We start from the raw sequence: 23,505 nt of genomic DNA, 5'->3' as shown, positions 1-23,505 counted from the left end.
GTGTCCTTGATCGCTTCTGACCACTTCCGCATCGTTGTCGGCCTCGGCAAGAGCGGCATGTCCCTGGTTCGCTTCCTGGCGAACCGGGGCACGTCGTTTGCTGTGGCCGACACGCGGGAAAATCCACCGGAGCTGGTCACGCTGCGCCGTGACTACCCGCATGTGGAAGTGCGTTGTGGCGAGCTGGATGTCGACTTCCTCTGCCGCGCCGATGAGCTCTACGTGAGCCCCGGCCTGGCGTTGGCAACACCGGCGCTGCAAGCCGCTGCTGCTCGTGGTGTGAAACTGTCCGGTGATATCGATCTGTTCGCGCGCAACGCGAAAGCGCCGATTGTGGCCATCAGCGGCTCCAACGCGAAAAGCACCGTCACCACCCTCGTCGGCGAGATGGCGGCTGCGGCCGGCAAACGTGTGGCGGTGGGCGGTAACCTCGGCACCCCGGCGCTGGACCTGCTTCGCGACGACGTCGAGCTGTACGTGATGGAGTTGTCGAGCTTCCAGCTGGAAACCACCAACCAACTCAACGCCGAAGTGGCCACCGTGTTGAATGTCAGCGAAGACCACATGGATCGCTACAGCGGCCTGCCGGCTTATCACTTGGCCAAGCACCGAATCTTCCGTGGTGCGCGGCAAGTGGTGGTCAATCGTCAGGATGCCTTGAGCCGTCCGCTGATGGGCGAAGGCCTGCCGTGCTGGACCTTTGGCTTGAGCAAGCCAGACTTCAAGGCCTTCGGTATTCGTGAAGAGAACGGCGAGAAATACCTGGCCTTCGAATTCCAGAACCTGATGCCGGTGCGCGAACTGAAAATCCGTGGCGCGCATAACCAGTCCAACGCCCTGGCGGCGCTGGCTCTTGGTCATGCAGTGGGCTTGCCGTTCGACGCCATGCTCTCGAGCCTGCGCACCTTTGCCGGCCTTGAACACCGCTGCCAGTGGGTGCGTGACCTGGACGGCGTCAGCTATTACAACGACTCCAAGGCCACTAACGTGGGTGCCGCATTGGCTGCTATTGAAGGCCTTGGTGCCGACATCGAAGGCAAGGTAGTGCTGATCGCCGGTGGCGACGGCAAGGGTGCTGACTTCAAGGACCTTAAAGATCCGGTCGCGGCCAACTGCCGTGTCGTGGTGCTGATGGGCCGAGATTCCGGCTTGATCGCCGATGCCCTGGGTGACTCGGTGCCACAGGTTCGTGCGCATTCGCTGGATGACGCCATCGCCCAATGCCGTGCCCTGGCCCAGCCAGGTGATGCAGTGCTGCTGTCGCCGGCGTGCGCCAGCTTCGACATGTTCAAGAACTACGAAGAGCGCGGCCAGCTATTCGCCCGCGCCGTGGAGGCCTTGGCATGAGTATCGACCTCAAAAACATCATCAAACCTTACCCGTCGCCGATCATTACCGGGCGTGGTATCGATCTCGACTTCCCGATGCTCGCCGGTTGCCTCGCGCTGCTGGGCCTGGGCCTGGTGATGATTACCTCGGCGTCCTCGGAAGTGGCCGCCGTGCAGTCGGGCAACACTCTGTACATGATGATCCGTCACCTGATTTACCTGGTGATCGGTCTGGGGGCGTGCATCGTCACCATGATGATTCCGATCGCCACCTGGCAGCGCCTGGGTTGGCTGATGCTGATCGGTGCCTTTGGTTTGCTGATCATGGTGATCCTGCCGGGCATTGGCCGTGAGGTGAACGGTTCGATGCGCTGGATTGGTTTCGGCGCGTTCAACGTGCAGCCGTCGGAAATCGCCAAGGTGTTTGTGGTGATCTACCTCGCGGGCTACCTGGTACGGCGCCAGAAAGAAGTGCGCGAAAGTTGGATGGGGTTCTTCAAGCCGTTCATCGTGCTGCTGCCGATGGCCGGCCTGCTGCTGATGGAGCCGGACTTCGGTGCCACCGTCGTGATGATGGGCGCCGCAGCGGCGATGCTATTCCTCGGTGGTGTGGGCTTGTTCCGCTTTGCCTTGATGGTTGGGCTGGCAGTGGCGGCGGTGACGATCCTGGTTCAGGCGCAACCCTACCGGATGGCCCGTCTGATCACCTTTACCGACCCATGGTCCGACCAGTTCGGCTCCGGCTACCAGTTGACCCAGGCCTTGATCGCCTTCGGTCGCGGCGAGTGGCTGGGCGTGGGCCTGGGCAACAGCGTACAGAAACAGTTCTACCTGCCGGAAGCCCACACGGACTTCGTGTTCTCGGTACTCGCCGAAGAGCTGGGCGTGGTCGGCTCCCTGTGCACCGTTGCACTGTTTGTATTCGTTTGCGTGCGGGCCATGTACATCGGCTTGTGGGCGGAGAAGGCCAAACAGTTTTTCGCAGCTTATGTGGCTTACGGCTTGGCGTTCTTGTGGATCGGCCAGTTCCTGATCAACATCGGGGTGAACGTCGGCCTGCTGCCGACCAAGGGCTTGACCCTGCCGTTCCTCAGTTACGGTGGCAGTTCGTTGGTGATTTGCTGCGCCTGTCTCGGGTTGCTGCTGCGTATCGAGTGGGAGAGTCGGACCCACTTGGGCAGTGAAGAGATGGAGTTCAGCGAAAGCGACTTCGCCGAGGAGCCGACCCATGGGCGCTAACGTGCTGATCATGGCCGGCGGCACCGGTGGCCACGTGTTCCCGGCGCTGGCCTGTGCCCGCGAGTTCCAGGCCCGTGGCTACACGGTGCACTGGCTGGGCACGCCACGTGGCATTGAAAATGAATTGGTCCCGAATGCCGGCTTGCCGCTGCATTTGATCAACGTCACCGGCCTGCGGGGCAAGAGCAAGTTGTCCCTGCTCAAGGCGCCGTTCGTGTTGCTCAAGGCCGTGTGGCAAGCGCGCAAAGTGATTCGTGAATTGAAGCCCGTCTGTGTGTTGGGCTTTGGCGGTTATGTGACAGGTCCCGGTGGTGTTGCTGCCAGGCTTGCGGGCGTGCCGGTGATTGTCCATGAGCAGAATGCTGTTGCCGGAACCGCCAATCGCCTGCTGGCACCGTTGGCCGCCCGGGTGTGCGAAGCGTTCCCCAACACCTTTGGCCCGTCGGACAAACTCCGTACCACCGGCAACCCGGTGCGTACCGAGCTGTTCATGGCCATCGCGCGCCAGGCTCTGATTGGGCGCAAGCCGCACTTGCTGATCCTCGGTGGCAGCCTGGGCGCGGAACCGTTGAACAAATTATTACCCGAAGCCTTGTCGCAGCTTCCCGTGGACCTGCGTCCTGAAGTGTTCCATCAAGCGGGCAAGAACCACGATGAAGTGACCGCCGGACGCTATCGCGACGCCGGAGTTGAAGCCAACGTGCAGCCCTTCATCAAAGACATGGCCCATGCCTATGGCTGGGCCGACCTGGTGGTCTGTCGCGCAGGTGCGTTGACCGTCAGTGAACTGGCCGCCGCCGGTCTGCCGTCCTTGCTGGTGCCTTTGCCCCACGCCATCGACGATCACCAGACCCGCAACGCCGAATATTTGGCTGGGGAAGGCGCTGCCTTCCTGCTGCCGCAAAGAACGACTGGCGCCGCCGATTTGGCCGCACGCCTGACTGAGGTTTTGATGCAACCGGAACGACTGAACAGCATGGCGAGCACCGCAAGCCGCCTGGCCAAGCCTGACGCAACCCGCAACGTGGTCGATATCTGCCTGGAGGTGGCCCATGGTTGAGAATCAGAAAGCCATGCCGCAACCGGAAATGCGCCGCATCCGTCGTATCCACTTTGTCGGGATCGGCGGTGTGGGCATGTGCGGGATTGCCGAAGTGTTGCTGAACCTGGGCTACCAAGTGTCCGGTTCCGACCTGAAAATGTCGCCGGTCACTGAGCGCCTGGAGTCTTTCGGCGCGCAGATCTTTATTGGTCACCGTGCCGAGAACGCTGCCGAGGCCGACGTGCTGGTGGTTTCCAGCGCAGTAAACACCTCCAACCCGGAAGTGGCCACCGCCCTTGAACGCCGCATTCCCGTGGTGCCTCGCGCCGAGATGCTGGCCGAACTGATGCGCTACCGCCACGGCATTGCCGTTGCCGGTACCCATGGCAAGACCACCACCACCAGCCTGATCGCCTCGGTGTTCGCCGCCGGCGGCCTGGACCCGACGTTTGTGATCGGTGGTCGGCTGAATGCAGCGGGCACCAATGCACAGTTGGGCACCAGCCGCTACTTGATCGCCGAAGCCGATGAAAGCGACGCCAGCTTCCTGCACCTGCAGCCGCTGGTGGCCGTGGTCACTAACATCGACGCCGACCACATGGCGACCTACGACGGTGACTTCAACAAACTGAAAAAAACCTTCGTCGAATTCCTCCACAACCTGCCGTTCTACGGTCTGGCGGTGGTGTGCCTGGACGACCCGGTGGTGCGCGAGATCCTGCCACTGGTCAAGCGTCCGACCGTGACCTATGGCTTCAGCGAAGACGCCGACGTGCGTGCCATCAATGTTCGCCAGCAAGGCATGCAGACTTTCTTCACCGTGCTGCGCCCTGACCGTGAGCCGCTGGACGTCTCGGTGAACATGCCGGGCAACCACAACGTGCTCAATTCCCTGGCGACCATCTGCATTGCCACCGATGAGGGCGTCAGCGATGAAGCCATCGTCGAAGGCCTGTCGGGCTTTGCCGGTGTGGGCCGGCGCTTCCAGGTCTACGGCGAACTGCCGGTGGACGGCGGCAACGTGATGCTGGTGGACGACTACGGTCACCACCCGACTGAAGTCGCAGCCGTGATCAAGGCCGTGCGTGGTGGTTGGCCGGAGCGCCGCCTGGTGATGGTCTACCAGCCGCACCGTTATAGCCGCACCCGCGACCTGTACGACGATTTCGTGAATGTACTGGCTGATGCCAACGTCTTGCTGCTGATGGAAGTCTACCCGGCCGGTGAAGAACCGATCCCGGGCGCCGACAGCCGCAAGCTGTGCAACAGCATCCGTCAGCGCGGTCAATTGGACCCAATCTACATCGAGCGTGGTGTCGACCTCGCACCCGTGGTCAAGCCACTGCTGCGTGCCGGTGACATCCTGCTGTGCCAGGGCGCCGGCGATATCGGCGGCCTTGCCCCAAAACTGCTGGCAAGCCCGCTGTTTGCCGCACCACAGGGGAAGTCGAAATGACCATTGACTACGGCTCCCTGTTTTCCACGATCAAACCTGCCGATTTCGGCCGCGTTGCGGTGCTGTTCGGCGGCAAGAGCGCCGAGCGTGAAGTGTCGCTCAAGTCCGGCAATGCCGTGCTGGATGCGCTGCTCAGCGGTGGCGTGAATGCGTTCGGCATCGATGTGGGCGATGACTTCCTGTCGCGTCTGCAGGCCGAAAAAATCGATCGCGCCTTCGTCATTCTTCACGGCCGTGGCGGTGAAGACGGCAGCATGCAGGGCCTGCTGGAGTGCCTGGGCATTCCTTATACCGGTAGTGGCATCCTGGCCTCGGCGCTGGCGATGGACAAGCTGCGTACCAAGCAGGTCTGGCATAGCCTGGGTATTCCGACCCCGCGTCATGCCGTGCTGTGCAGCGAAGACGATTGTATTTCTGCAGCCAAGGAACTGGGCTTGCCTTTGATCGTCAAACCAGCCCATGAAGGCTCCAGTATCGGCATGGCCAAAGTGAACTCGGCCGCCGAATTGATTGACGCATGGAAAGCGGCCAGTACCTACGATTCGCAAGTGTTGGTGGAACAGTGGATTTCCGGTCCCGAGTACACCATCGCAACCCTGCGTGGCCAAGTATTGCCGCCTATCGCTTTGGGCACGCCCCATACCTTTTACGACTACGACGCCAAGTACCTGGCTTCCGATACCCAGTATCGGATTCCATGTGGCCTCGACAGTGCCAAGGAACAGGAATTGATGGACCTCACGGCGAAAGCCTGTGAGGCGCTGGGTATCGCCGGTTGGGCGCGGGCAGACGTGATGCAGGATGACCAAGGGAATTTCTGGTTCCTTGAAGTCAACACCGCACCAGGGATGACCGATCACAGCCTGGTACCTATGGCTGCACGCGCAGCCGGATTGGATTTCCAGCAGTTGGTGCTGGCCATTCTGGCAGCAAGCATTGAGCCGCGGGGTTAAGACCATGCAAGGCGCATCGCTTCGTCATCAGCAAACCTCGCCACCCGGCCGCAAGCCGGTGCCACGGGGCGCCAGCCGGATGGTGGCTAAAGAGCCGATGTCGGCGCGCCTGCCGAAAGCCAATTTTGGTTTTTTCAAAGCGTTGTTCTGGCCGGTGTTGTTGGTGGTTTTGGGCTTCGGTACCTACGAAGGTGCCCAGCGTCTGCTGCCTTACGCGGATCGACCGATTACCAAGATCAGCGTGCAGGGTGATTTGAGCTACATCAGCCAGCAAGCGGTGCAACAGCGGATCGGCCCGTATCTGGCGGCGAGCTTCTTCACCATTGACTTGGCGGGCATGCGTTCCGAACTGGAACAGATGCCGTGGATTGCCCACGCCGAAGTGCGCAGGGTTTGGCCGGATCAAGTGACGATCCGCCTGGAGGAACAACTGCCCGTGGCCCGTTGGGGTGATGGCGCGTTGTTGAACAACCAGGGCCAGGCGTTCGCGCCTCGCGAAGTGGCGAACTACGAACACCTGCCGCAGTTGTTCGGACCACAACGGGCGCAACAGCAAGTGATGCAGCAGTACCAGGCCTTGAGCCAGATGCTGCGGCCACTGGGCTTCTCTATCGCGCGACTGGAATTGCGCGAGCGGGGCAGCTGGTTTTTGACCACCGGGGCCGGCAGTTCTGGGCCGGGCATCGAGTTGTTGCTGGGACGCGGCAACTTGGTGGAGAAGATGCGCCGCTTTATCGCCATCTATGAAAAGACCTTGAAAGAACAGATTACGAACATTGCGAGCATCGACCTGCGTTACGCCAACGGCCTGGCCGTCGGCTGGCGGGCCGCTGCGGCGCCCACGGCAGCGCAACCCGCTGTCGCGAAGAATTAAGAAGAGGCAGGACCCATGGCAAACGTGCAAAGCGGCAAAATGATCGTCGGTCTCGATATCGGCACCTCCAAGGTGGTGGCGCTGGTAGGCGAGGTCGCGGACGACGGCACGCTGGAAATCGTCGGAATCGGCACGCATCCGTCCCGGGGCCTGAAGAAGGGCGTGGTGGTCAACATCGAATCCACCGTGCAGTCGATCCAGCGCGCCATCGAAGAAGCGCAACTGATGGCCGGCTGCCGGATTCACTCGGCGTTTGTCGGTGTTGCCGGCAACCACATCCGTAGCCTGAACTCCCACGGCATTGTGGCGATTCGTGATCGTGAAGTCAGCTCGGCTGACCTGGAACGAGTACTGGACGCCGCGCAAGCCGTAGCGATCCCGGCCGACCAGCGGGTGCTGCACACCCTGCCGCAGGATTACGTGATCGATAACCAGGAAGGCGTTCGTGAGCCTTTGGGCATGTCGGGCGTACGTCTGGAAGCCAAGGTCCACGTGGTGACTTGCGCCGTCAACGCTGCACAGAACATTGAAAAATGCGTGCGCCGCTGCGGCCTGGAAATCGACGACATCATTCTGGAGCAGCTTGCGTCCGCGTATTCGGTACTGACCGACGATGAAAAAGAACTGGGCGTGTGCCTGGTGGACATCGGCGGCGGCACCACTGACATCGCGATCTTCACCGAGGGTGCGATCCGTCACACCGCCGTGATCCCAATTGCCGGTGATCAAGTGACCAACGACATCGCCATGGCGTTGCGCACACCGACCCAGTACGCCGAAGAAATCAAGATCCGTTACGCCTGCGCCCTGGCCAAGTTGGCCGGTGCCGGTGAAACCATCAAGGTGCCAAGCGTTGGCGACCGTCCACCGCGCGAGCTGTCCCGCCAGGCGTTGGCCGAAGTGGTCGAGCCGCGTTACGACGAGCTGTTCACCCTGATCCAGGCTGAACTGCGCCGCAGCGGCTACGAAGATTTGATCCCGGCCGGCATCGTGCTGACCGGTGGCACCTCGAAGATGGAAGGCGCGGTCGAACTGGCCGAGGAAATCTTCCACATGCCAGTCCGCCTGGGCGTGCCCCATGGCGTCAAGGGCCTGGGCGACGTGGTGCGTAACCCGATTTATTCCACCGGTGTGGGCTTGCTGTTGTACGGGCTGCAAAAGCAGACCGACGGCATTTCCCTGTCGGGTATTGGCAACCGCGAAAGCTACAGAAGCGACGACGAAGCGAAAACGCCGTTGTTCGAGCGGTTGCAAGCCTGGGTGAAAGGCAATTTCTAAAGATTTACCGCAATACCGTTTCAAGTAGTAGGCGAAAAAACTAGAGAAATGAAAGGAGAGGGAAAATGTTCGAACTCGTAGACAACATCCCCGCAAGCCCGGTTATCAAAGTAATCGGTGTCGGCGGTGGCGGCGGCAACGCTGTCAACCACATGGTCAAGAGCAACATTGAAGGCGTTGAATTCATCTGCGCCAACACTGACGCCCAGGCCCTTAAAAGCATCGGTGCACGCACCATCCTGCAATTGGGCACAGCTGTGACCAAAGGCCTGGGTGCTGGCGCCAATCCGGAAGTCGGCCGTCAAGCCGCTCTGGAAGACCGCGAGCGTATTGCCGAAGTGCTGCAGGGCACCAACATGGTGTTCATCACCACGGGCATGGGCGGTGGTACCGGTACCGGTGCTGCGCCGATCATTGCCGAAGTGGCGAAGGAAATGGGCATTCTCACCGTTGCAGTGGTGACCCGTCCGTTCCCGTTCGAAGGCCGCAAGCGCATGCAGATCGCCGATGAAGGCATCCGTCTGCTGTCGGAAAGCGTTGACTCGTTGATCACCATCCCTAACGAGAAGCTGCTGACCATCCTCGGTAAAGACGCCAGCCTGCTGTCGGCTTTCGCCAAGGCTGACGATGTACTGGCCGGTGCCGTTCGCGGTATCTCCGACATCATCAAGCGTCCGGGCATGATCAACGTCGACTTTGCCGACGTGCGTACCGTGATGAGCGAAATGGGCATGGCGATGATGGGCACTGGCTGCGCCAGCGGTCCGAACCGTGCACGTGAAGCCACCGAAGCGGCGATCCGCAATCCATTGCTGGAAGACGTGAACCTGCAAGGTGCGCGCGGCATCCTGGTGAACATCACCGCCGGTCCTGACCTGTCCCTGGGTGAGTACTCCGACGTGGGTAGCATCATCGAAGCCTTCGCTTCCGAGCACGCGATGGTCAAGGTCGGTACTGTTATCGATCCGGACATGCGCGACGAGCTGCACGTTACGGTAGTGGCTACCGGTCTGGGCGCGAAAATCGAGAAGCCTGTGAAGGTTATCGACAATACCGTTCACACCAGCCAAGCGTCTGCTGCTCCAGCGCCTTCGCGCCAGGAACTGCCGTCGGTGAACTATCGTGACCTGGATCGTCCTACCGTGATGCGCAACCAGGCTCAGGCCGGTGCTGCGGCGTCGACTCGCTTGAATCCGCAAGATGATCTGGACTACCTGGACATCCCGGCTTTCCTGCGTCGTCAGGCCGATTAATGGAATGTATCAGGGCTATGAAGGTGATTGGTGTTCAGCAAAGGTCTGGTCTGCTATTATCGCCAGCCTTTGTTGATACCAGTTCGCAATTTGCGCTGAAGCGGTCCAAGCCATGATTAAACAACGCACCCTGAAGAATATTATCCGTGCCACAGGTGTAGGTCTGCACTCCGGGGAGAAGGTATACCTGACTCTCAAACCTGCACCTGTCGACACCGGCATCGTGTTTGTTCGTGCCGACCTGGACCCTGTGGTGCAGATTCCTGCTCGCGCGGAAAATGTTGGCGAAACCACGATGTCGACCACGTTGGTCAACGGTGACGTCAAAGTGGACACGGTGGAGCACTTGCTCTCGGCCATGGCCGGTCTGGGCATCGATAACGCCTACGTCGAGCTCTCCGCGTCCGAAGTCCCTATCATGGATGGCAGCGCTGGACCCTTCGTATTCTTGATTCAATCTGCCGGCCTGGAAGAACAGGACGCAGCCAAGAAGTTCATTCGCATTCTGCGGGAAGTGACAGTAGAAGACGGCGACAAGCGCGCCACCTTCGTCCCGTTTGAAGGCTTCAAAGTGAGCTTTGAGATCGATTTCGATCACCCGGTATTCCGTGACCGCACCCAAAGTGCAAGCGTGGATTTTTCCAGCACTTCGTTTGTAAAAGAAGTCAGCCGCGCCCGTACCTTTGGTTTCATGAGTGACATCGAGTACCTGCGCAAGCACAACCTCGCACTCGGCGGCAGCGTTGAAAACGCCATTGTGGTCGACGCGGATGGTGTACTGAACGAAGACGGCCTTCGCTATGAAGACGAATTTGTTAAGCACAAGATCCTCGATGCAATCGGTGACCTCTACCTGCTGGGCAATAGCCTGATAGGCGAGTTCAAAGGCTTCAAGTCGGGCCACGCCCTGAACAACCAACTGCTGCGCAAGTTGATTGCCCAGACAGATGCTTGGGAAGTTGTGACCTTCGAAGATGCCAGCACCGCACCGATCTCTTACATGCGTCCCGTTGCGGCGGTGTAAGTAACAACTCTCTTTCCTTTTGTTTTTAAAGGCTGCCTTCGGGTGGCCTTTTTTTATGCCAGAGATTTTGCGTCAACAATACGATTACGCCCGGCGTGCTTGGCCTCATACAACGCCCGGTCAGCACTCAGCAGCAACTCTTCCAGGGACGCACGACTCTTCTTGTCCCAGGTACTGAGACCGATGCTCACCGTAATCGGCATCGTGTCCCCGGCCATCCGTGGCAGGTGTTCAACACTGCTGCGGATGTGTTCGGCGATGACCCACGCCCCCTTACTGTCGGTATGGGGCAACACCACCGCAAACTCTTCCCCTCCGTAGCGCGCCGCCAGGTCGGCGGGGCGGCGGATATTACTGTCAATGACGTGCGCCACGGTGCGTAACGCTTCGTCACCGCCCTGATGGCCATGTCGGTCGTTGAACGCCTTGAAGTGGTCCACGTCGATCATCAGCAGCGTCAATGACTCGCTTGAGCGTTGCGCACGGTCCCATTCCAGGCGCAGGCGTTCGTCCAGGGTACGGCGATTGGCAACGCCGGTCAGGGCATCGGTAGCTGCCAGTTCTGACAGCACTCGCTCAGCCCGGTGGCGACGGCGCAGTTCCATGCACAGCATCCACGTCAACCACAGCAAGCCGACGCACAGGACCCCGGTGGCGCCGCTGATCAGCAGGGCGGCGCGCTTCCAGGGGGCGAAGATTTCGTTGGTGGACAAGGCCACGGCGACCATCAGTGGTAACTCACTGACCGTGGAGAAGGTATAGAGGCGCTCCTGGTTATCCACACTGGAAACCCCACGGAAGTTGCCCTCGCCCTCACGCAGCATGCGCAAGACGTTCGGGCGCTGGCTCAGGTCCTTGTCGATCATGTCCCGTTCCAGCAATGGCTGCTGGGCCAGCAGAATGCCTTGTTGGTTGAGCAGGTTGATGGTGCTGTTGCTGCCGATGTTCAGGCTTCTGAACAGTTGTTGGAAGTACGACAGGCGCATGGACGCAACGGCCACCCCGAGGAACCGTCCGTCTGGCCCTGAAACCCGGCGGCTGAATGCGATTCGCCATTGGTCATCGCAGATGCAGCGGGCCATGAATGGCCGGCTGATGAAGAGCCCGACGTCAGGGTTTTTCTGATGGGCCAGGAAATAGTCCCGGTCGGCGAAGTTGCCGGGTTTTGGGGTCAGGAGTGATGAGTCGGCAATCACATCGCCAGCCTTGTCCAGCAACAGGATATCGCCCTTGTACGGGGCTGCCGCGGAACGGTCGAACAGTATCAGGTGGCGGATATTGGCCGATACGTCTTGCAAATCGCTGCGCTCGGTGGCAGCGATCAGGCCCTTGAGGGACAAGTCGTACAGTTCAACGTTACGCAGTACGTCAGCGTCGATCAGTTGGGTAATGTTGTTCGCCGTACGCTTGGCGGCCTCATAGGTGTTGGCATGCTCACGAATCAGCAGCACGGTGACAATCGCCATGATCAACAGGACCGTGAGACAACTGCCCATGATCAGCAGGAACTCCGGGCGTCGGGTCGGACGGTGCAGGCGAGCGGGGTTTGGGCTCATCAGGCGTACTTCTGCTTCGAGAATGCAATTAGCGTAGTTCTTGATACCGAGTTATTGCACGCCTTGGGCATCGACAATGCGGTTTCGCCCGCTGTGCTTGGCCTCATACAGCGCCCGGTCGGCGCTGAGCAGCAATTCCTCCAGGGAACCATGGCTGTTTTTATCCCTGGTGGCGACCCCGATGCTCACCGTAACGGGGTTCGTGTCCCCGGCCACCGGTGGCAAGTGCTCGACGGCGCTGCGGATATGCTCGGCAATCAGCCCGGCGCCGTTGCCGTCGGTATGCGGCAGGATTACCGCAAACTCCTCGCCGCCATAACGGGCGGCCAGGTCGGCAGGGCGGCGAATACTGCTGTCGATGACCTGAGCCACGCTGCGTAACGCTTCATCGCCAGCCTGATGACCATGACGGTCGTTGAAGTCCTTGAAGTGATCGACGTCGATCATCAACAAGGCCAGCGGTTCACCCGAGCGTTGGGCGCGGTCCCATTCCAGGCGCAAGCGCTGATCCAGCGTCCGGCGGTTAGCCAGGCTGGTCAGGGCATCAGTGGCGGCAAGCTCCGACAACACCGCTTCGGCTCGGTAGCGTCGGCGCAACTCCAGGCGTAGCAACCAGGTCAGCCACAACAGGCCAATGCACAGCACGCCAGTAGCACCACTGATCAGCAGGGCTGCACGTTTCCAGGCAGCGAACACGTCGTCACTGGACAACGCCACGACGACGATCAGCGGCAGCGTGCCGACGTTGGTGAACGTGTACAAACGTGGCGTGCCGTCGACGCTGGAGACACCTCTGAAACTGCCGCTACCTTCGCGCAGCATTCTTTTGAAGTTCGGCCGCGTGCTCAGGTCCTTGTCGATCATGTCCCGTTCGAGCAAGGGCTGCTGGGCCAGGAGAATGCCGCTGCTGTTAAGCAGGTTGATGCTGCTGCCGCTGCCGATCGTGAGGCTGTTGAACAACTGGTCGAAATACGCCAGGCGCATGGTCGCCACCGCGACCCCTGCAAACTCGGCGTCAGGCCCGCTGACCCTTCGGCTGAACGCAATGCGCCATACCTGATTACAGTCGCAGCGGACTTTGAAAGGACGGCTGATGAACAGTCCGGCATCGGTGTCTTGTTGGTGTACCTGGAAAAAATCGTTGTTGGCAAAGTTGCGTGGGGTTGGTGTCAGCGTCGATGAGTCCGCAGTGACTGCGCCTGTCTTGTCCAGCAGCAGGACTTCGCCCTTGTAAGGGGCCGCCGTTGCCTGATCGAACTGCACCAGATGCCGAATGTCTGCCGGGACCCGCGGCAAGTCCTTGCGAGTCGCCGCTGCGGTCAGGCCGTGCAGGGCCAAGTCATACAGTTCGACGTTACGCAGCACATCGGCGTTGATCAGTTGGGTGATGTTGCTGGTCGAGCGCTTGGCGGCCTGCAGGGCACTGGCGTGTTCACGGGTCAGCAACACGGCCACGATACCAACGATGAGGATGACGGTGAGGCCACTGCCCAGAATCAGCAAAAGCTCTGGGCGTGCAGGGCGGATAAAGGCGGAGCGTGGGCTCATCGGACTGACTTCAGCGTGGGGATGCTGGCAGTTTAGTTCTATGCAGTGTGAATTAAGTGGTTACCGGTAAAAGAAAGATCCGGCTCAAAACACATCAATGGGGTAATCCACAATCACCCGGTATTCATCCACGTCGCGATCCACCGCCGAGTAACCATTCCCACCCCGGTTGGTTGCCCACTGCAGGCGCACGGCCAGGTTCTTGGCTTGGCCGCCCTGGACCACGTACTTCAAATCGATATCCCGTTCCCAATGCTTGGCATTCTTGCCATCGGCGCTGTACCAGGAGGAATAGCCACGGCTGTCGGGATCGACTGTGGTCAGGTCAGTCTTGCCGCTGATATAGGACACAGCCGAGGTCAGGCCGGGTAGGCCTAGGCCGACAAAGTCGTACGCATACTTGAGCTTCCACGAGCGCTCATTGGGGCCGTTGAAGTCCGAGTATTGCTGGGAGTTATCCAGGTAGATGCTGTCGCCCTGGGTGATGTAGTCGAACGGAGTGTTGCCATTGACCCGCTGGTAAGCGGCGGTGACGCTGTGATTACCGACGCCAACGGTGAAGTGCAGGCTGTAGGTGTTGTTGTCGATGTTGCCCAGCAGGGCGTTGCCGGTGTCTTGGGTATGGTAGAAGTGCAGGCCTGGGTTGAGGCTGACCAGGTCGTTGACCGCGTAGGTGTAGTCCAGGTCGTAGTAGTACTGGTTCCAGATGTCCTTGAGTTCGGATGCATACAGGCTGCTGGTCAGCCCCGGGACGCCGCTCCAAGCCACGCCGGCCCAGTTCAAGTGCTGGCTGTCTTCACCCGTGGGCAGGGTGCCGTAGCTGGTGCCGATGCGGCGGTGACCGCTCTGGTTGTAGAGCTTGGTGAAGCTGGCCTGGCCGCCTTCGATCATCCAGCCATCAACGCTGTGGTTGGTCAGGCTCACACCACGAAAGGTCTGGGGCAGCATACGGGTCATGCCCCCTGCGATAACCGGGTTGTTGAGAAACAGGTCGCCCGCTTTCAGTTCGGTGTCGAAGGCGCGCATTTTCAGGGTGCCGCCTGCGGTGGAAAAAGAACCCGGCGCTTTGCCGTTGCCGGAGCCTACGGGCAGGATGCTGGAGCCGTCGGTGCCGCCACCGCCGTCAAGCTTGAGGCCGAGCATGGCGTGGGCGTCGAGGCCGAAACCGACAGTGCCCTGGGTGTAGCCGGATTCAAAGATCCCGAGGAAACCCTGGCCCCACTCCTTGCTGTCATCGGTGTGAATGTCGCGGCGGTCGCGGTTCATGTAGTAGTTGCGGGTGTTGATCTTGAAGCTTGAGCCTTCGACGAAACCGTCGGCGGGCGTGGGGTCTGCCGCTTGGGCGAGAGGGATGATAGTTGCAGTAATCGCGAGGAATAACGGGGTGAACGTCAGCGGGGTTTTCACCGGGTGGGGCTCCTTTGGATGAATCGAAACTGGCCAGTGTCGTTAGGTTTGCCTGGCCTTTTTTGGGTCAAAAAAAAGCCGCTGAAGTCAGCGGCTTTAAGACAGATTCCCAGTGTAGAGCCCTGGAAATAAGTCGAGGGAAATAGGGGAGAGCGGGTCAGCTGTCTTCGCCGTCACGCTCATCGCTGCGACAAATTAGCGCAGGTGAGCGGTGCGATACAGAGTGTAACAAGATAATGACTATTGCCCAAATCGCAACAGTAACTAGGGTGGGATTCCAAATGTGGGAGCGGGCTTGCTCGCGAATGCAGGGGATCAGTCACATGAAGGCTGAATGACCCACCGCATTCGCGAGCAAGCCCGCTCCCACACAAGCCCGCTCCCACATTTGGATCTACAGGGTTTTGAAGGATTAGACCGGCAGGGTAATGCCGAACGTATTGCCATCGGCCTCACTGCGCACAAACACATCGCCGCCATGCATCAAAGCAATCGCCTTGACGATCGCCAACCCCAGCCCGTGGTTGGCGCCGCTGTTGCTGCGGGACGCGTCCACCCGATAGAAGCGTTCAAACAACCGAGGCAAGTGCTCGCTGGCGATTATCTCGCCAGGGTTGGTCACACCAATCGCCACGTGATGCTCCAGCACTTCGATCTTCACTTTGATGGTGTGCCCTGGCGCGGTGTGTTGTACGGCATTGCTCAGCAGGTTGATCAGCGCCCGCCGCAAATGGGCTTTTTCGATCTGCACCTGGGCATCGCCAATAACGTTCACTTGTACCTGAGCATCTTCGAGAATGAAGTCCAGGTAATCGAGTGTGGTGGCAACTTCATCGGCCAGCGAGCTTTCAATCAGCTTGGTGGCTTTGCTGCCCTGGTCGGCGCTGGCCAGGAACAGCATGTCATTGATGATCGAGCGCAGCCGCTCCAGCTCTTCCAGATTCGATTGCAGCACCTCCAAGTAATGCTCTGCCGAACGGCCACGGGTCAGGGCGACCTGAGTCTGGCCAATCAGGTTGGTCAGGGGCGAGCGCAGTTCGTGGGCAACGTCGGCGTTGAACGACTCCAGCCGGGAGTAGGCCTGTTCCACTCGGTCCAGGGTGGAGTTGAAGGAGTTGACGAACTGCTTGAGTTCCGGCGGCAGCGGCGACAGTTGCAGGCGTCCGGAGAGTTTTGGTGGCGCGAGTTTCTGTGCCTCATCCGACAGCTTGATCAGCGGCTTGAGGCCAATGCGCGCCACCCAAAAACCCAGCAAGGACGCCAACACTACACCCACCAGCGCGAGGCTGATCAATGCCACCAGCAAATGATGCTGGGTCGCGCGGAAGTTTTCGGTATCGATGGCAATCATGAAGCGCAGCGGCGGACGCTGTTCCTTGGCCGGGAACTGGCTCACCAGCACTTTGAACGGATAAGCGTGCCCCGGCAGGTGCAGGTCGCGCTTGCCGATCGGCCCTTCGGCGAACGCACGAATCTGTGCGTCGGGGTTGCCGTATTCGTAGGTGGGATCACTGCTCACCACCCAGAAACGGATGCGTTTGTCTTCTTCCCCCAGCAATTTGAGTTTGTTGGTGATCTTTGCCCAATGGTCCGGCGTACCAAAACGCGTCACCGAAGATTCCAGCACGCTATAGCGCGCATCCAGCTCGGCGCCCGGCAACAAGCCCAGGCCACGGTCTACCTGTTGGTACAACGCACCGCCGATCAACACGAAGATCAGCATCGCCACGAGGGTGAACATACCGCTCAGGCGCAGGGCGATGGAGTTAGCCGACACTGCGGTTCTCCAGCACGTAGCCCATGCCGCGAATGGTGTGCAGCAGTTTCTGTTCGAATGGCCCGTCGAGCTTGGCCCGCAGGCGCTTGATCGCCACTTCCACGACGTTGGCGTCGCTGTCGAAATTGATGTCCCAGACCATTTCCGCAATGGAGGTCTTGGACAGGATCTCGCCTTGGCGCCGAGCCAATACGCTGAGCAACGAGAACTCCTTGGCGGTCAGGTCCAGACGTATGCCGTTGCGACTGGCCTTGCGGCTGATCAAGTCGATCCACAGGTCGGCGACGGTCACTTGCACCGGCTCGTGGCCGCCGCTGCGCCGGGTCAGGGCTTGCAGGCGTGCCACCAGTTCGAGGAACGAAAAGGGTTTGCCCAGGTAATCATCGGCACCTTCACGCAGGCCGCGAATGCGGTCTTCCACCCGCTCCCGGGCGGTGAGCATGATCACCGGCGTCTGCTTGCGGGCACGCAATGCCCGCAGTACGCCAAAGCCGTCAATCCCCGGCAGCATCACGTCGAGCACGATCACCGCATAATCGTTCTCCAGGGCCAGGTGCAAGCCTTCAACGCCCTCGCGCGCCACGTCGACGGTGTAGCCTTGCTCCGTCAGGCCGCGGTGCAGGTAGTCGGCCGTTTTTTCTTCGTCTTCAATAATCAGAACGCGCATGACCCCGCCTCAGTGTGTGGTCGCCAGCCCAAGGGCCGGTTTGGGTCTGTGGAAAAGTTTCTCAAGATACAAGTATATGACCGGTGTGGTGAACAGCGTCAGCGCCTGGCTCACCAGCAACCCGCCGACCACCGCAATCCCCAGCGGCTGGCGCAGTTCTGCACCGGGGCCTGCACCCAACATCAGCGGCACGGCGCCCAGCAAGGCGGCGAGGGTGGTCATGATAATTGGCCGGAACCGCGTAACGCAGGCTTCATAAATCGCGTCATGGGGTGGCAACCCGCGAACGCGCTGGGCCTCCAGGGCGAAGTCGATCATCAGGATGCCGTTTTTCTTGACGATACCGATCAGTAGCACCAGGCCGATCAACGCCATGATCGAAAAGTCCTGGCCCAATAGCCACAGCATGATCAACGCCCCCAGTCCCGCCGAGGGCAGGGTGGAGATGATGGTCAGCGGATGCACAAAGCTCTCATACAGCACGCCCAGAATGATGTAGACCGCCACCAGCGCCGCGAGGATCAGCCATGGCTGGCTGGCCAGTGAGCTCTGGAATGCCTGGGCCGCTCCCTGGAAGTTGCCGATGATGGAGGCCGGCATACCGATCTCGTTCTTCGCCTGGTTGAGCATGATCACCGCATCACCCAACGCCACACCGGGTGCCAGGTTAAACGACAGGTTGGCCGCCGGGAACATGCCGTCATGGCTGATGGACAACGGCCCGACGGTGGGCGGATCAACCTTGGCCACCGCCGACAGCGGCACCATCTCGCCACTTAACGGGGAGCGCAGGTAGAAGTAATTGAGGCTTTCGGCTTTGCCGCGCTGTTGGGTGTCGAGTTCCAGCACCACTTGGTACTGGTTGATCTCGGTCTGGAACTCGTTGACCTGGCGCTGGCCGAAAGCATCGTAGAGCGCCTGATCGACATCGGTGGCGGTCAGGCCAAAGCGGGCGGCAGCCTGTCGGTCGATGCTGATATGGGTGATGCTGCCCCCCAGTTGCAGGTCGTTGGACAAGTCGCGGAACGCCGGGTTGGCCCGCAGTTTTTCCGTCAGGCGTTGGGTCCAGGTGTTCAGTGTCGGGCCGTCATTGCTCTTGAGCACGTATTGGTACTGGCTGCGGCTGGGGCCGGAACTGAGGTTGATGTCCTGGCCGGCTCGCAGGTACAGGACAATCCCCGGCACTTTGGCCAGTTTGGAGCGGATACGGTCGATAAACTGGCTGGCGGATACATCGCGCTCACCACGATCTTTCAAGGCAATCCAGAACCGGCCGTTGGCGATGGTCTGGTTACTGCCGGTCACGCCGACTGAATGGGAGAACGCCTCCACCGCCGGGTCGGCCTTGATGATTTCGGCCAGCGCCTGGTGCTTGGTGATCATGTCCGGAAAGGACACGTCCGCTGCCGCCTCGCTGGTGCCGAGGACAAAACCGGTGTCTTGTACCGGGAAGAAACCCTTGGGAATAAACACGTAACCGGCGATGGCCAGCCCCAAGGTCACGATGAAGATACTCAGCATCAATCGTGGGTGAGCCAAGGCAAGGCGCAGGTTTTTGGCATAACCGGCCAGCAGGCGCTCGCTGAAACCGGGTTTGTCATGGGGATGATGGGTCGGCGCACGCATGAACAGCGCGGCCAATGTGGGGGCCAACGTCAGGGACACCACCACCGAAATCAGAATGGTTGAGGTGGCCGTCAGGGCGAACTCCTTGAACAGCCGTCCCACCACGCCGCCCATGAACAGCAACGGGATAAACGCCGCCACCAGCGAGAAGCTGATGGACACCACGGTAAAGCCAATCTCGCCGGCGCCCTTGATGGCCGACTCGCGCATGCCCAGGCCCGCTTCCAGATGACGGTGGATGTTCTCCACCACCACAATCGCATCGTCCACCACAAAGCCGACGGCGATCACGATGGCCACCAGTGTCAGGTTGTTCAGGCTGAAGCCCATCACGTACATCAAGGCAAAGCTGGCGATCAGCGACACCCCGAGCACGCTGGACACAATCATCGTTGCCGACCACTGGCGCAGGAACAGTGCCATCACCGCCACCACCAACAACACGGCGATCAACAGGGTGATTTCCACTTCATGCAGGGACGCGCGAATAGTCTTGGTCCGGTCCGACAGTATGCTGACCTCCACCGAGGCCGGCAGCATGGCTTCCAAGCGCGGTAGCTCGGCCTGAATACGGTCCACGGTCTCGACGATATTGGCGCCAGGCTGGCGGGAAATCACCAGGTTGACCCCTGGCGTATCGCCGGACCAGGCCTGGACGTAGGCGTTTTCCGAGCCATTGACCACGCGGGCCACATCCCGCAGTTGTACGGGCGCGCCATCCTTGTAGGAGACGATCAACTCGCCGTATTCCTCGGGGTGAAACAGCTGGTCGTTGGTCGACAGAGTGGACACGCTGTTCTGCCCGTAGAGCGCGCCCTTGGCCAGGTTCAGGCTTGATTGCTGGATGGCCAGGCGAATGTCTGCAAGGGTCAGGCCGATGGCGGCGAGTTTGTCCGGCGAGGCTTGCACGCGAATGGCCGGACGTTGCTGGCCGGTGATGTTGATCTGGCCGACGCCGTCGATCTGGCTGATCTGTCGGGCCAACAGGGTTTCCACATAGTCGCTCAGTTCGGTGCCGGGCATGCTGCTGGAACTGACGCTGAGGATCAGCACTGGGCTGTCTGCCGGGTTGACCTTTTTCCAGGTCGGCAGGCTAGGCATGTCGCTGGGCAGCTTGCCGGAGGCGGTGTTGATCGCCGCCTGCACTTCTTGGGCGGCGGTGTCGATGCTCTTGTTGAGGGTGAATTGCAGGGTCAACAGGCTGGAGCCCAACGCACTGCTGGAGGTCATCTGGGTCATGCCGGGGATGGCACTGAATTGCACTTCCAGGGGCGTCGCGACCGACGAGGCCATGGTATCGGGGCTGGCACCGGGCAGTTGCGCGGTGACCTGAATGGTCGGGAATTCCGCTTCCGGCAACGGGGCGATGGGCAAGCGCGGGAAGGCAATCAGCCCCAGCAGCACCAGGGCGAAGGTCAACAGCAGCGTGGCGACCGGGTGGTCGACGCACCAGGCAGACGGCGAGCGACTGCCCTTCATGGCTGCACCTGTGCGTTGGCGGTCTGGATCACTTGTGGAGGTTCCTTGAGAACCTCCACCTGAGCCCCAGCCTTGAGCCGCGACTGGCCATCGCTGACCAGTACGTCACCGGCCTGCACGCCCTTGACGATATTCATGTCGCTGTCCTGATAGACCACCTGCACCGGCACGATGTCCACCTTGTCACCGTTGACCCGGTACACGAAGTGCGAGTCCAGGCCGCGCTGGACCACGGTCGGCGGCACCACCAGAGCGTTTTTGTCGAGGGCGGTCTGGATCTTGATGGTCACCAGTTGCCCCGGCCATAACTTCTGCGTGGCATTACTGAATTCGGCCTTGGCGCGGATGGTGCCGGTGGTGGCGCTGATCTGGTTGTCGATCAGGCTCAGGCGGCCTTCACCGAGCAGGTCACCGGTCTGGCCATCGGTGTCGGCGCCCATGTAGGCGTTGACGTCGGCAGGTTGCTGGGCGGCGATCAAGCCTTGCAGGGTGGGCAGCATTTGCTGCGGCAGGGAAAACTCGACGGCAATCGGGTCGATCTGGGTGACCGAGAATAAGCCTTGGGCATCGCTCATGCGCAGGAAGTTGCCTTCATCCACCGTACGAATACCGACGCGCCCGGTGACCGGCGAACGAATCTGTGTGTACGACAACTGCACCTGTGCCGAATCAATGGCGGCCTGGTTACCCTGGGCTGTCGCCTTGAGCTGGTTGACCAGGGCTTGTTGCTGGTCGTAGGTCTGCTTGGACACGCCGTCGTCGACACTCAATTCCTTGTAGCGCTTGAGGTTGACCTGAGCCACTTGCAGTTGCGCCTGGCTTTCCCCCAGTTGCGCCCGCGCCTGGTCCAGGCTGGCACGAATCGAACGGTCGTCGATAGTCGCCAGCAGGTCTCCGGCCTTGACCAGTTGGCCTTCCTTGACCAGCAACTTGGTGAGGATGCCGTCGATCTGCGGCCGGATGATCACGCTGTGCAACGACAACACTGAACCGATGCCGCTGACGAAGCGTGGGATGTCCTGCTCGGCGACGCTGACCACCCGCACCGGGATTGCCGCCGAAGCCACCAGTTTGGTCTTGGCCGGTCGGATCAACGCCCAGGCGGCGATGGCCACCAAGACCAGGACGCCGACGATCACGGCGGATTTTCGTGGAATGTGCATGGGGTGACGGCGCCCGGACAGAGAAACAGAAGAATGAAGGTTCTTTATAGCCTGTGGACCGGGTCAGCAAAGTGACTGCTAACTGACGGCGCTGTCAGCAAACACCGACCATTCGTACGGGCAGTGGTTAAAGATCCGAGGCGCGCAGGTATACTGCGCGCCAGTGTGGTCCGCAAGGCGGTCCCGCGTCATTTTTTGCACTCCCCGGAGCTCCCATGAATTCCCCGACACAACCCCCTGTTGAAGCTGTCGAGATTGACGGACAGGTCAACCCTGAAAGCGTCGAAAACGCAGCCAAAACCGAGATCCCGGCGTTCAAGTTTCCATTCAAACCGGGCGAGCTTGCCGGGGAAAAAAATGCCAGCCAGCCCTGGTACAAAAACGGTGCCAAGAACGGCCACACCAAGAGCCCGGGTATGGCACCTCCTGGCACCCGCCGTTCGATGGGCAAGCGCTGACCGCTCTGGCATGTACCGGTAATAAATCCCCTGCACGGGTTAGTTGTGCCTACAGCAACTACTGATCTTTCGCCTTGTCCGCCAACGACCATTTCTTGAAAGCTTGCACCCCATCCAATCCCCGATTCTGCCTGGCAGAGACGGGGACTGATGACGCTGATCTTTCAGGAAAAGGACATCCCCATGGCTGCGACACAGATTGGCGCTGCACTCATCTTCTTGATGGTAATGGGTAGCTTTTCTACGGTTGCTGCAGACAATCAGCCGCGTAGCGAAATCCGCTTTGCCATCTCCTCCCAGTTTCCCCCTTATGAAAGTCGCGATGAGAAAGGCCAACTGGTGGGCTTGAACATCGAACTGGGTAACGCCTTGTGCGCGCAGCTCAATGTCCGCTGCACCTGGGTCGACCAGGTTTTTGCTGGCAGTATCGCGGCCCTTGAACAGCGGCGTTTCGACGCGATCATGGGCATGGCATCGACCCCGCAACGGCGACAACTGATCGACTTTACCGAGGATCTTTACCCGCTTACCACCCACCTGGTGGCGCGCAAGGATTCGGGCCTGGTGCCCACCATACGGTCTTTGAGGGGCAAGCGGATCGGCGTATTGGCCGGCAGCAATCGCGAGGCCTTTGCGCAAGCGCAGTGGGCACCAGCGGGGGTGATCATCAAGAGTTTCTGGCTCAATGACCAACTGATCCGCAGCCTGGTGGCGGGGGATATCGATGCCACGCTGCAGGGGACGATTGAGATTCGTGAAGCATTGCTTGATACCCCTTACGGGCAGGACTTCACGTTCTCCGGACCTGCCGTGGTGGGCGAGCAATTGGGCAAAGGCGTGTCTATCGGCTTGCGCAAGGCTGACACGGCCTTGCGCGATGAGCTCAACCGCGCGCTTGAGCAGCTCAAGCAAAACGGTGAGTCCACGCGAATTACACAGGGGTACCTGCTGGAGGAGGAACGTTCGGTAACGCTAGGCACAATCGATGGTCCGCCGTTCTATCCCAGTGCTTCGGGATTGCCGTTTTCCGAGGTGGTCAGAGTTGGTAACACCCTTTACCTCTCGGATGTGCTGGGACTTGATGCCCGCCGCAACCCGGTGAAGGGCGGTGCGCCGGCGCAGATGAAGCAAGCGATGAACATCTTGCGTGAAACGCTTGAGCGTCATCAGTCTTCTCTACGGCATGTCGTCAAATGCACACTGTTCCTGACGGACCTGGATGACCTGAGCCAAGTCAGTGAAGTGTATCTGAGCTATTTTCCGTCGGATCGCCTGCCCGCCCGCAGCGTCCTTTCGGTGCGTCGACTGCCACGCAGGGCCTCGGTCGCGATTGAGTGCATTGCGGTAACCGATGAACGATGAGCCCCGTGATAGTCC

The 23,505-nt window shown here is 60.3% G+C and carries 18 protein-coding genes; 11 read left to right on the top strand and 7 right to left on the bottom strand.

From position 1 onward, the window contains the following. The 9 genes from murD to lpxC all read left to right on the top strand — a co-directional run bounded on the left by murD (window position 1) and on the right by lpxC (window position 10,447). The gene (gene murD, locus HKK55_RS20205; RefSeq protein ID WP_169356290.1) at window positions 1-1,347 is read left to right on the top strand and encodes a UDP-N-acetylmuramoyl-L-alanine--D-glutamate ligase; all 1,347 of its coding nucleotides are present in this window, start codon (window positions 1-3) and stop codon (window positions 1,345-1,347) included. Next, window positions 1,344-2,567 (top strand): putative lipid II flippase FtsW, encoded by a 1,224-nt coding sequence (gene ftsW, locus HKK55_RS20200; protein WP_169356289.1) that lies wholly within the window; start codon window positions 1,344-1,346, stop codon window positions 2,565-2,567. Before murD ends, ftsW begins: the two co-directional genes overlap by 4 nt. Continuing rightward, window positions 2,557-3,627, top strand: a complete 1,071-nt coding sequence (gene murG / locus HKK55_RS20195; RefSeq protein ID WP_169356288.1) for an undecaprenyldiphospho-muramoylpentapeptide beta-N-acetylglucosaminyltransferase — start codon at window positions 2,557-2,559, stop codon at window positions 3,625-3,627. Before ftsW ends, murG begins: the two co-directional genes overlap by 11 nt. Continuing rightward, complete coding sequence (murC, locus tag HKK55_RS20190) at window positions 3,620-5,065, top strand: UDP-N-acetylmuramate--L-alanine ligase (protein ID WP_169356287.1); 1,446 nt, start codon at window positions 3,620-3,622, stop codon at window positions 5,063-5,065. The genes murG and murC overlap by 8 nt, the downstream gene beginning before the upstream one ends. After that, window positions 5,062-6,018, top strand: a complete 957-nt coding sequence (locus HKK55_RS20185; protein ID WP_169356286.1) for a D-alanine--D-alanine ligase — start codon at window positions 5,062-5,064, stop codon at window positions 6,016-6,018. Before murC ends, HKK55_RS20185 begins: the two co-directional genes overlap by 4 nt. A 4-nt stretch (window positions 6,019-6,022) precedes the next feature. Next, window positions 6,023-6,892, top strand: a complete 870-nt coding sequence (locus tag HKK55_RS20180; RefSeq protein ID WP_169356285.1) for a cell division protein FtsQ/DivIB — start codon at window positions 6,023-6,025, stop codon at window positions 6,890-6,892. Window positions 6,893-6,907: 15 nt separating this feature from the next. After that, complete coding sequence (ftsA, locus tag HKK55_RS20175) at window positions 6,908-8,170, top strand: cell division protein FtsA (protein ID WP_169356284.1); 1,263 nt, start codon at window positions 6,908-6,910, stop codon at window positions 8,168-8,170. 65 nt (window positions 8,171-8,235) lie between these two features. Then, window positions 8,236-9,423 carry a cell division protein FtsZ gene (gene ftsZ, locus HKK55_RS20170; protein WP_169356283.1) on the top strand — a complete coding sequence of 396 codons (1,188 nt, stop codon included), beginning with the start codon at window positions 8,236-8,238 and terminating at the stop codon, window positions 9,421-9,423. 112 nt (window positions 9,424-9,535) lie between these two features. Next, a complete protein-coding gene (lpxC, locus tag HKK55_RS20165; RefSeq protein WP_003216227.1) occupies window positions 9,536-10,447 on the top strand; it encodes a UDP-3-O-acyl-N-acetylglucosamine deacetylase in 912 nt (303 codons plus the stop codon). Between the two features lie 53 nt (window positions 10,448-10,500). On the opposite strand, the gene HKK55_RS20160 is transcribed toward lpxC, so the two are convergent. From HKK55_RS20160 to HKK55_RS20130, 7 genes are all read right to left on the bottom strand, one after another. Further along, window positions 10,501-12,003, bottom strand: a complete 1,503-nt coding sequence (locus HKK55_RS20160; RefSeq protein ID WP_169356282.1) for a sensor domain-containing diguanylate cyclase — start codon at window positions 12,001-12,003, stop codon at window positions 10,501-10,503. Window positions 12,004-12,054: 51 nt separating this feature from the next. Further along, on the bottom strand, window positions 12,055-13,551 hold the full coding sequence (locus tag HKK55_RS20155; protein ID WP_169356281.1) for a sensor domain-containing diguanylate cyclase: 1,497 nt from the start codon (window positions 13,549-13,551) through the stop codon (window positions 12,055-12,057). Window positions 13,552-13,635: 84 nt separating this feature from the next. After that, window positions 13,636-14,958, bottom strand: coding sequence for an OprD family porin (locus HKK55_RS20150; RefSeq protein ID WP_169356280.1), 1,323 nt, complete (start codon window positions 14,956-14,958; stop codon window positions 13,636-13,638). A 412-nt stretch (window positions 14,959-15,370) separates the two neighbouring features. Further along, entirely contained in the window at window positions 15,371-16,735 is a 1,365-nt protein-coding gene (locus tag HKK55_RS20145; protein WP_169356279.1) for a heavy metal sensor histidine kinase, read from the bottom strand. Next, the gene (locus HKK55_RS20140; RefSeq protein WP_169356278.1) at window positions 16,725-17,402 is read right to left on the bottom strand and encodes a heavy metal response regulator transcription factor; all 678 of its coding nucleotides are present in this window, start codon (window positions 17,400-17,402) and stop codon (window positions 16,725-16,727) included. Before HKK55_RS20140 ends, HKK55_RS20145 begins: the two co-directional genes overlap by 11 nt. A 9-nt stretch (window positions 17,403-17,411) precedes the next feature. Beyond that, window positions 17,412-20,507, bottom strand: coding sequence for a multidrug efflux RND transporter permease subunit (locus HKK55_RS20135; RefSeq protein WP_169356277.1), 3,096 nt, complete (start codon window positions 20,505-20,507; stop codon window positions 17,412-17,414). Beyond that, on the bottom strand, window positions 20,504-21,670 hold the full coding sequence (locus HKK55_RS20130) for an efflux RND transporter periplasmic adaptor subunit (protein ID WP_169356276.1): 1,167 nt from the start codon (window positions 21,668-21,670) through the stop codon (window positions 20,504-20,506). The genes HKK55_RS20135 and HKK55_RS20130 overlap by 4 nt, the downstream gene beginning before the upstream one ends. Window positions 21,671-21,885: 215 nt before the next feature. Here HKK55_RS20130 and HKK55_RS20125 point away from each other — a divergent pair, with 215 nt between their 5' ends. Both HKK55_RS20125 and HKK55_RS20120 read left to right on the top strand, forming a co-directional pair. Continuing rightward, entirely contained in the window at window positions 21,886-22,128 is a 243-nt protein-coding gene (locus HKK55_RS20125) for a hypothetical protein (protein WP_169356275.1), read from the top strand. Window positions 22,129-22,311: 183 nt separating this feature from the next. Continuing rightward, window positions 22,312-23,490, top strand: coding sequence for a transporter substrate-binding domain-containing protein (locus tag HKK55_RS20120; RefSeq protein ID WP_169356274.1), 1,179 nt, complete (start codon window positions 22,312-22,314; stop codon window positions 23,488-23,490). The last annotated feature ends 15 nt before the right edge of the window (window positions 23,491-23,505 follow it).

The sequence above is a fragment of the Pseudomonas sp. ADAK18 genome (assembly GCF_012935695.1).
Classification (GTDB): domain Bacteria; phylum Pseudomonadota; class Gammaproteobacteria; order Pseudomonadales; family Pseudomonadaceae; genus Aquipseudomonas.
This window is presented reverse-complemented; position numbering and strand designations above follow the sequence as displayed.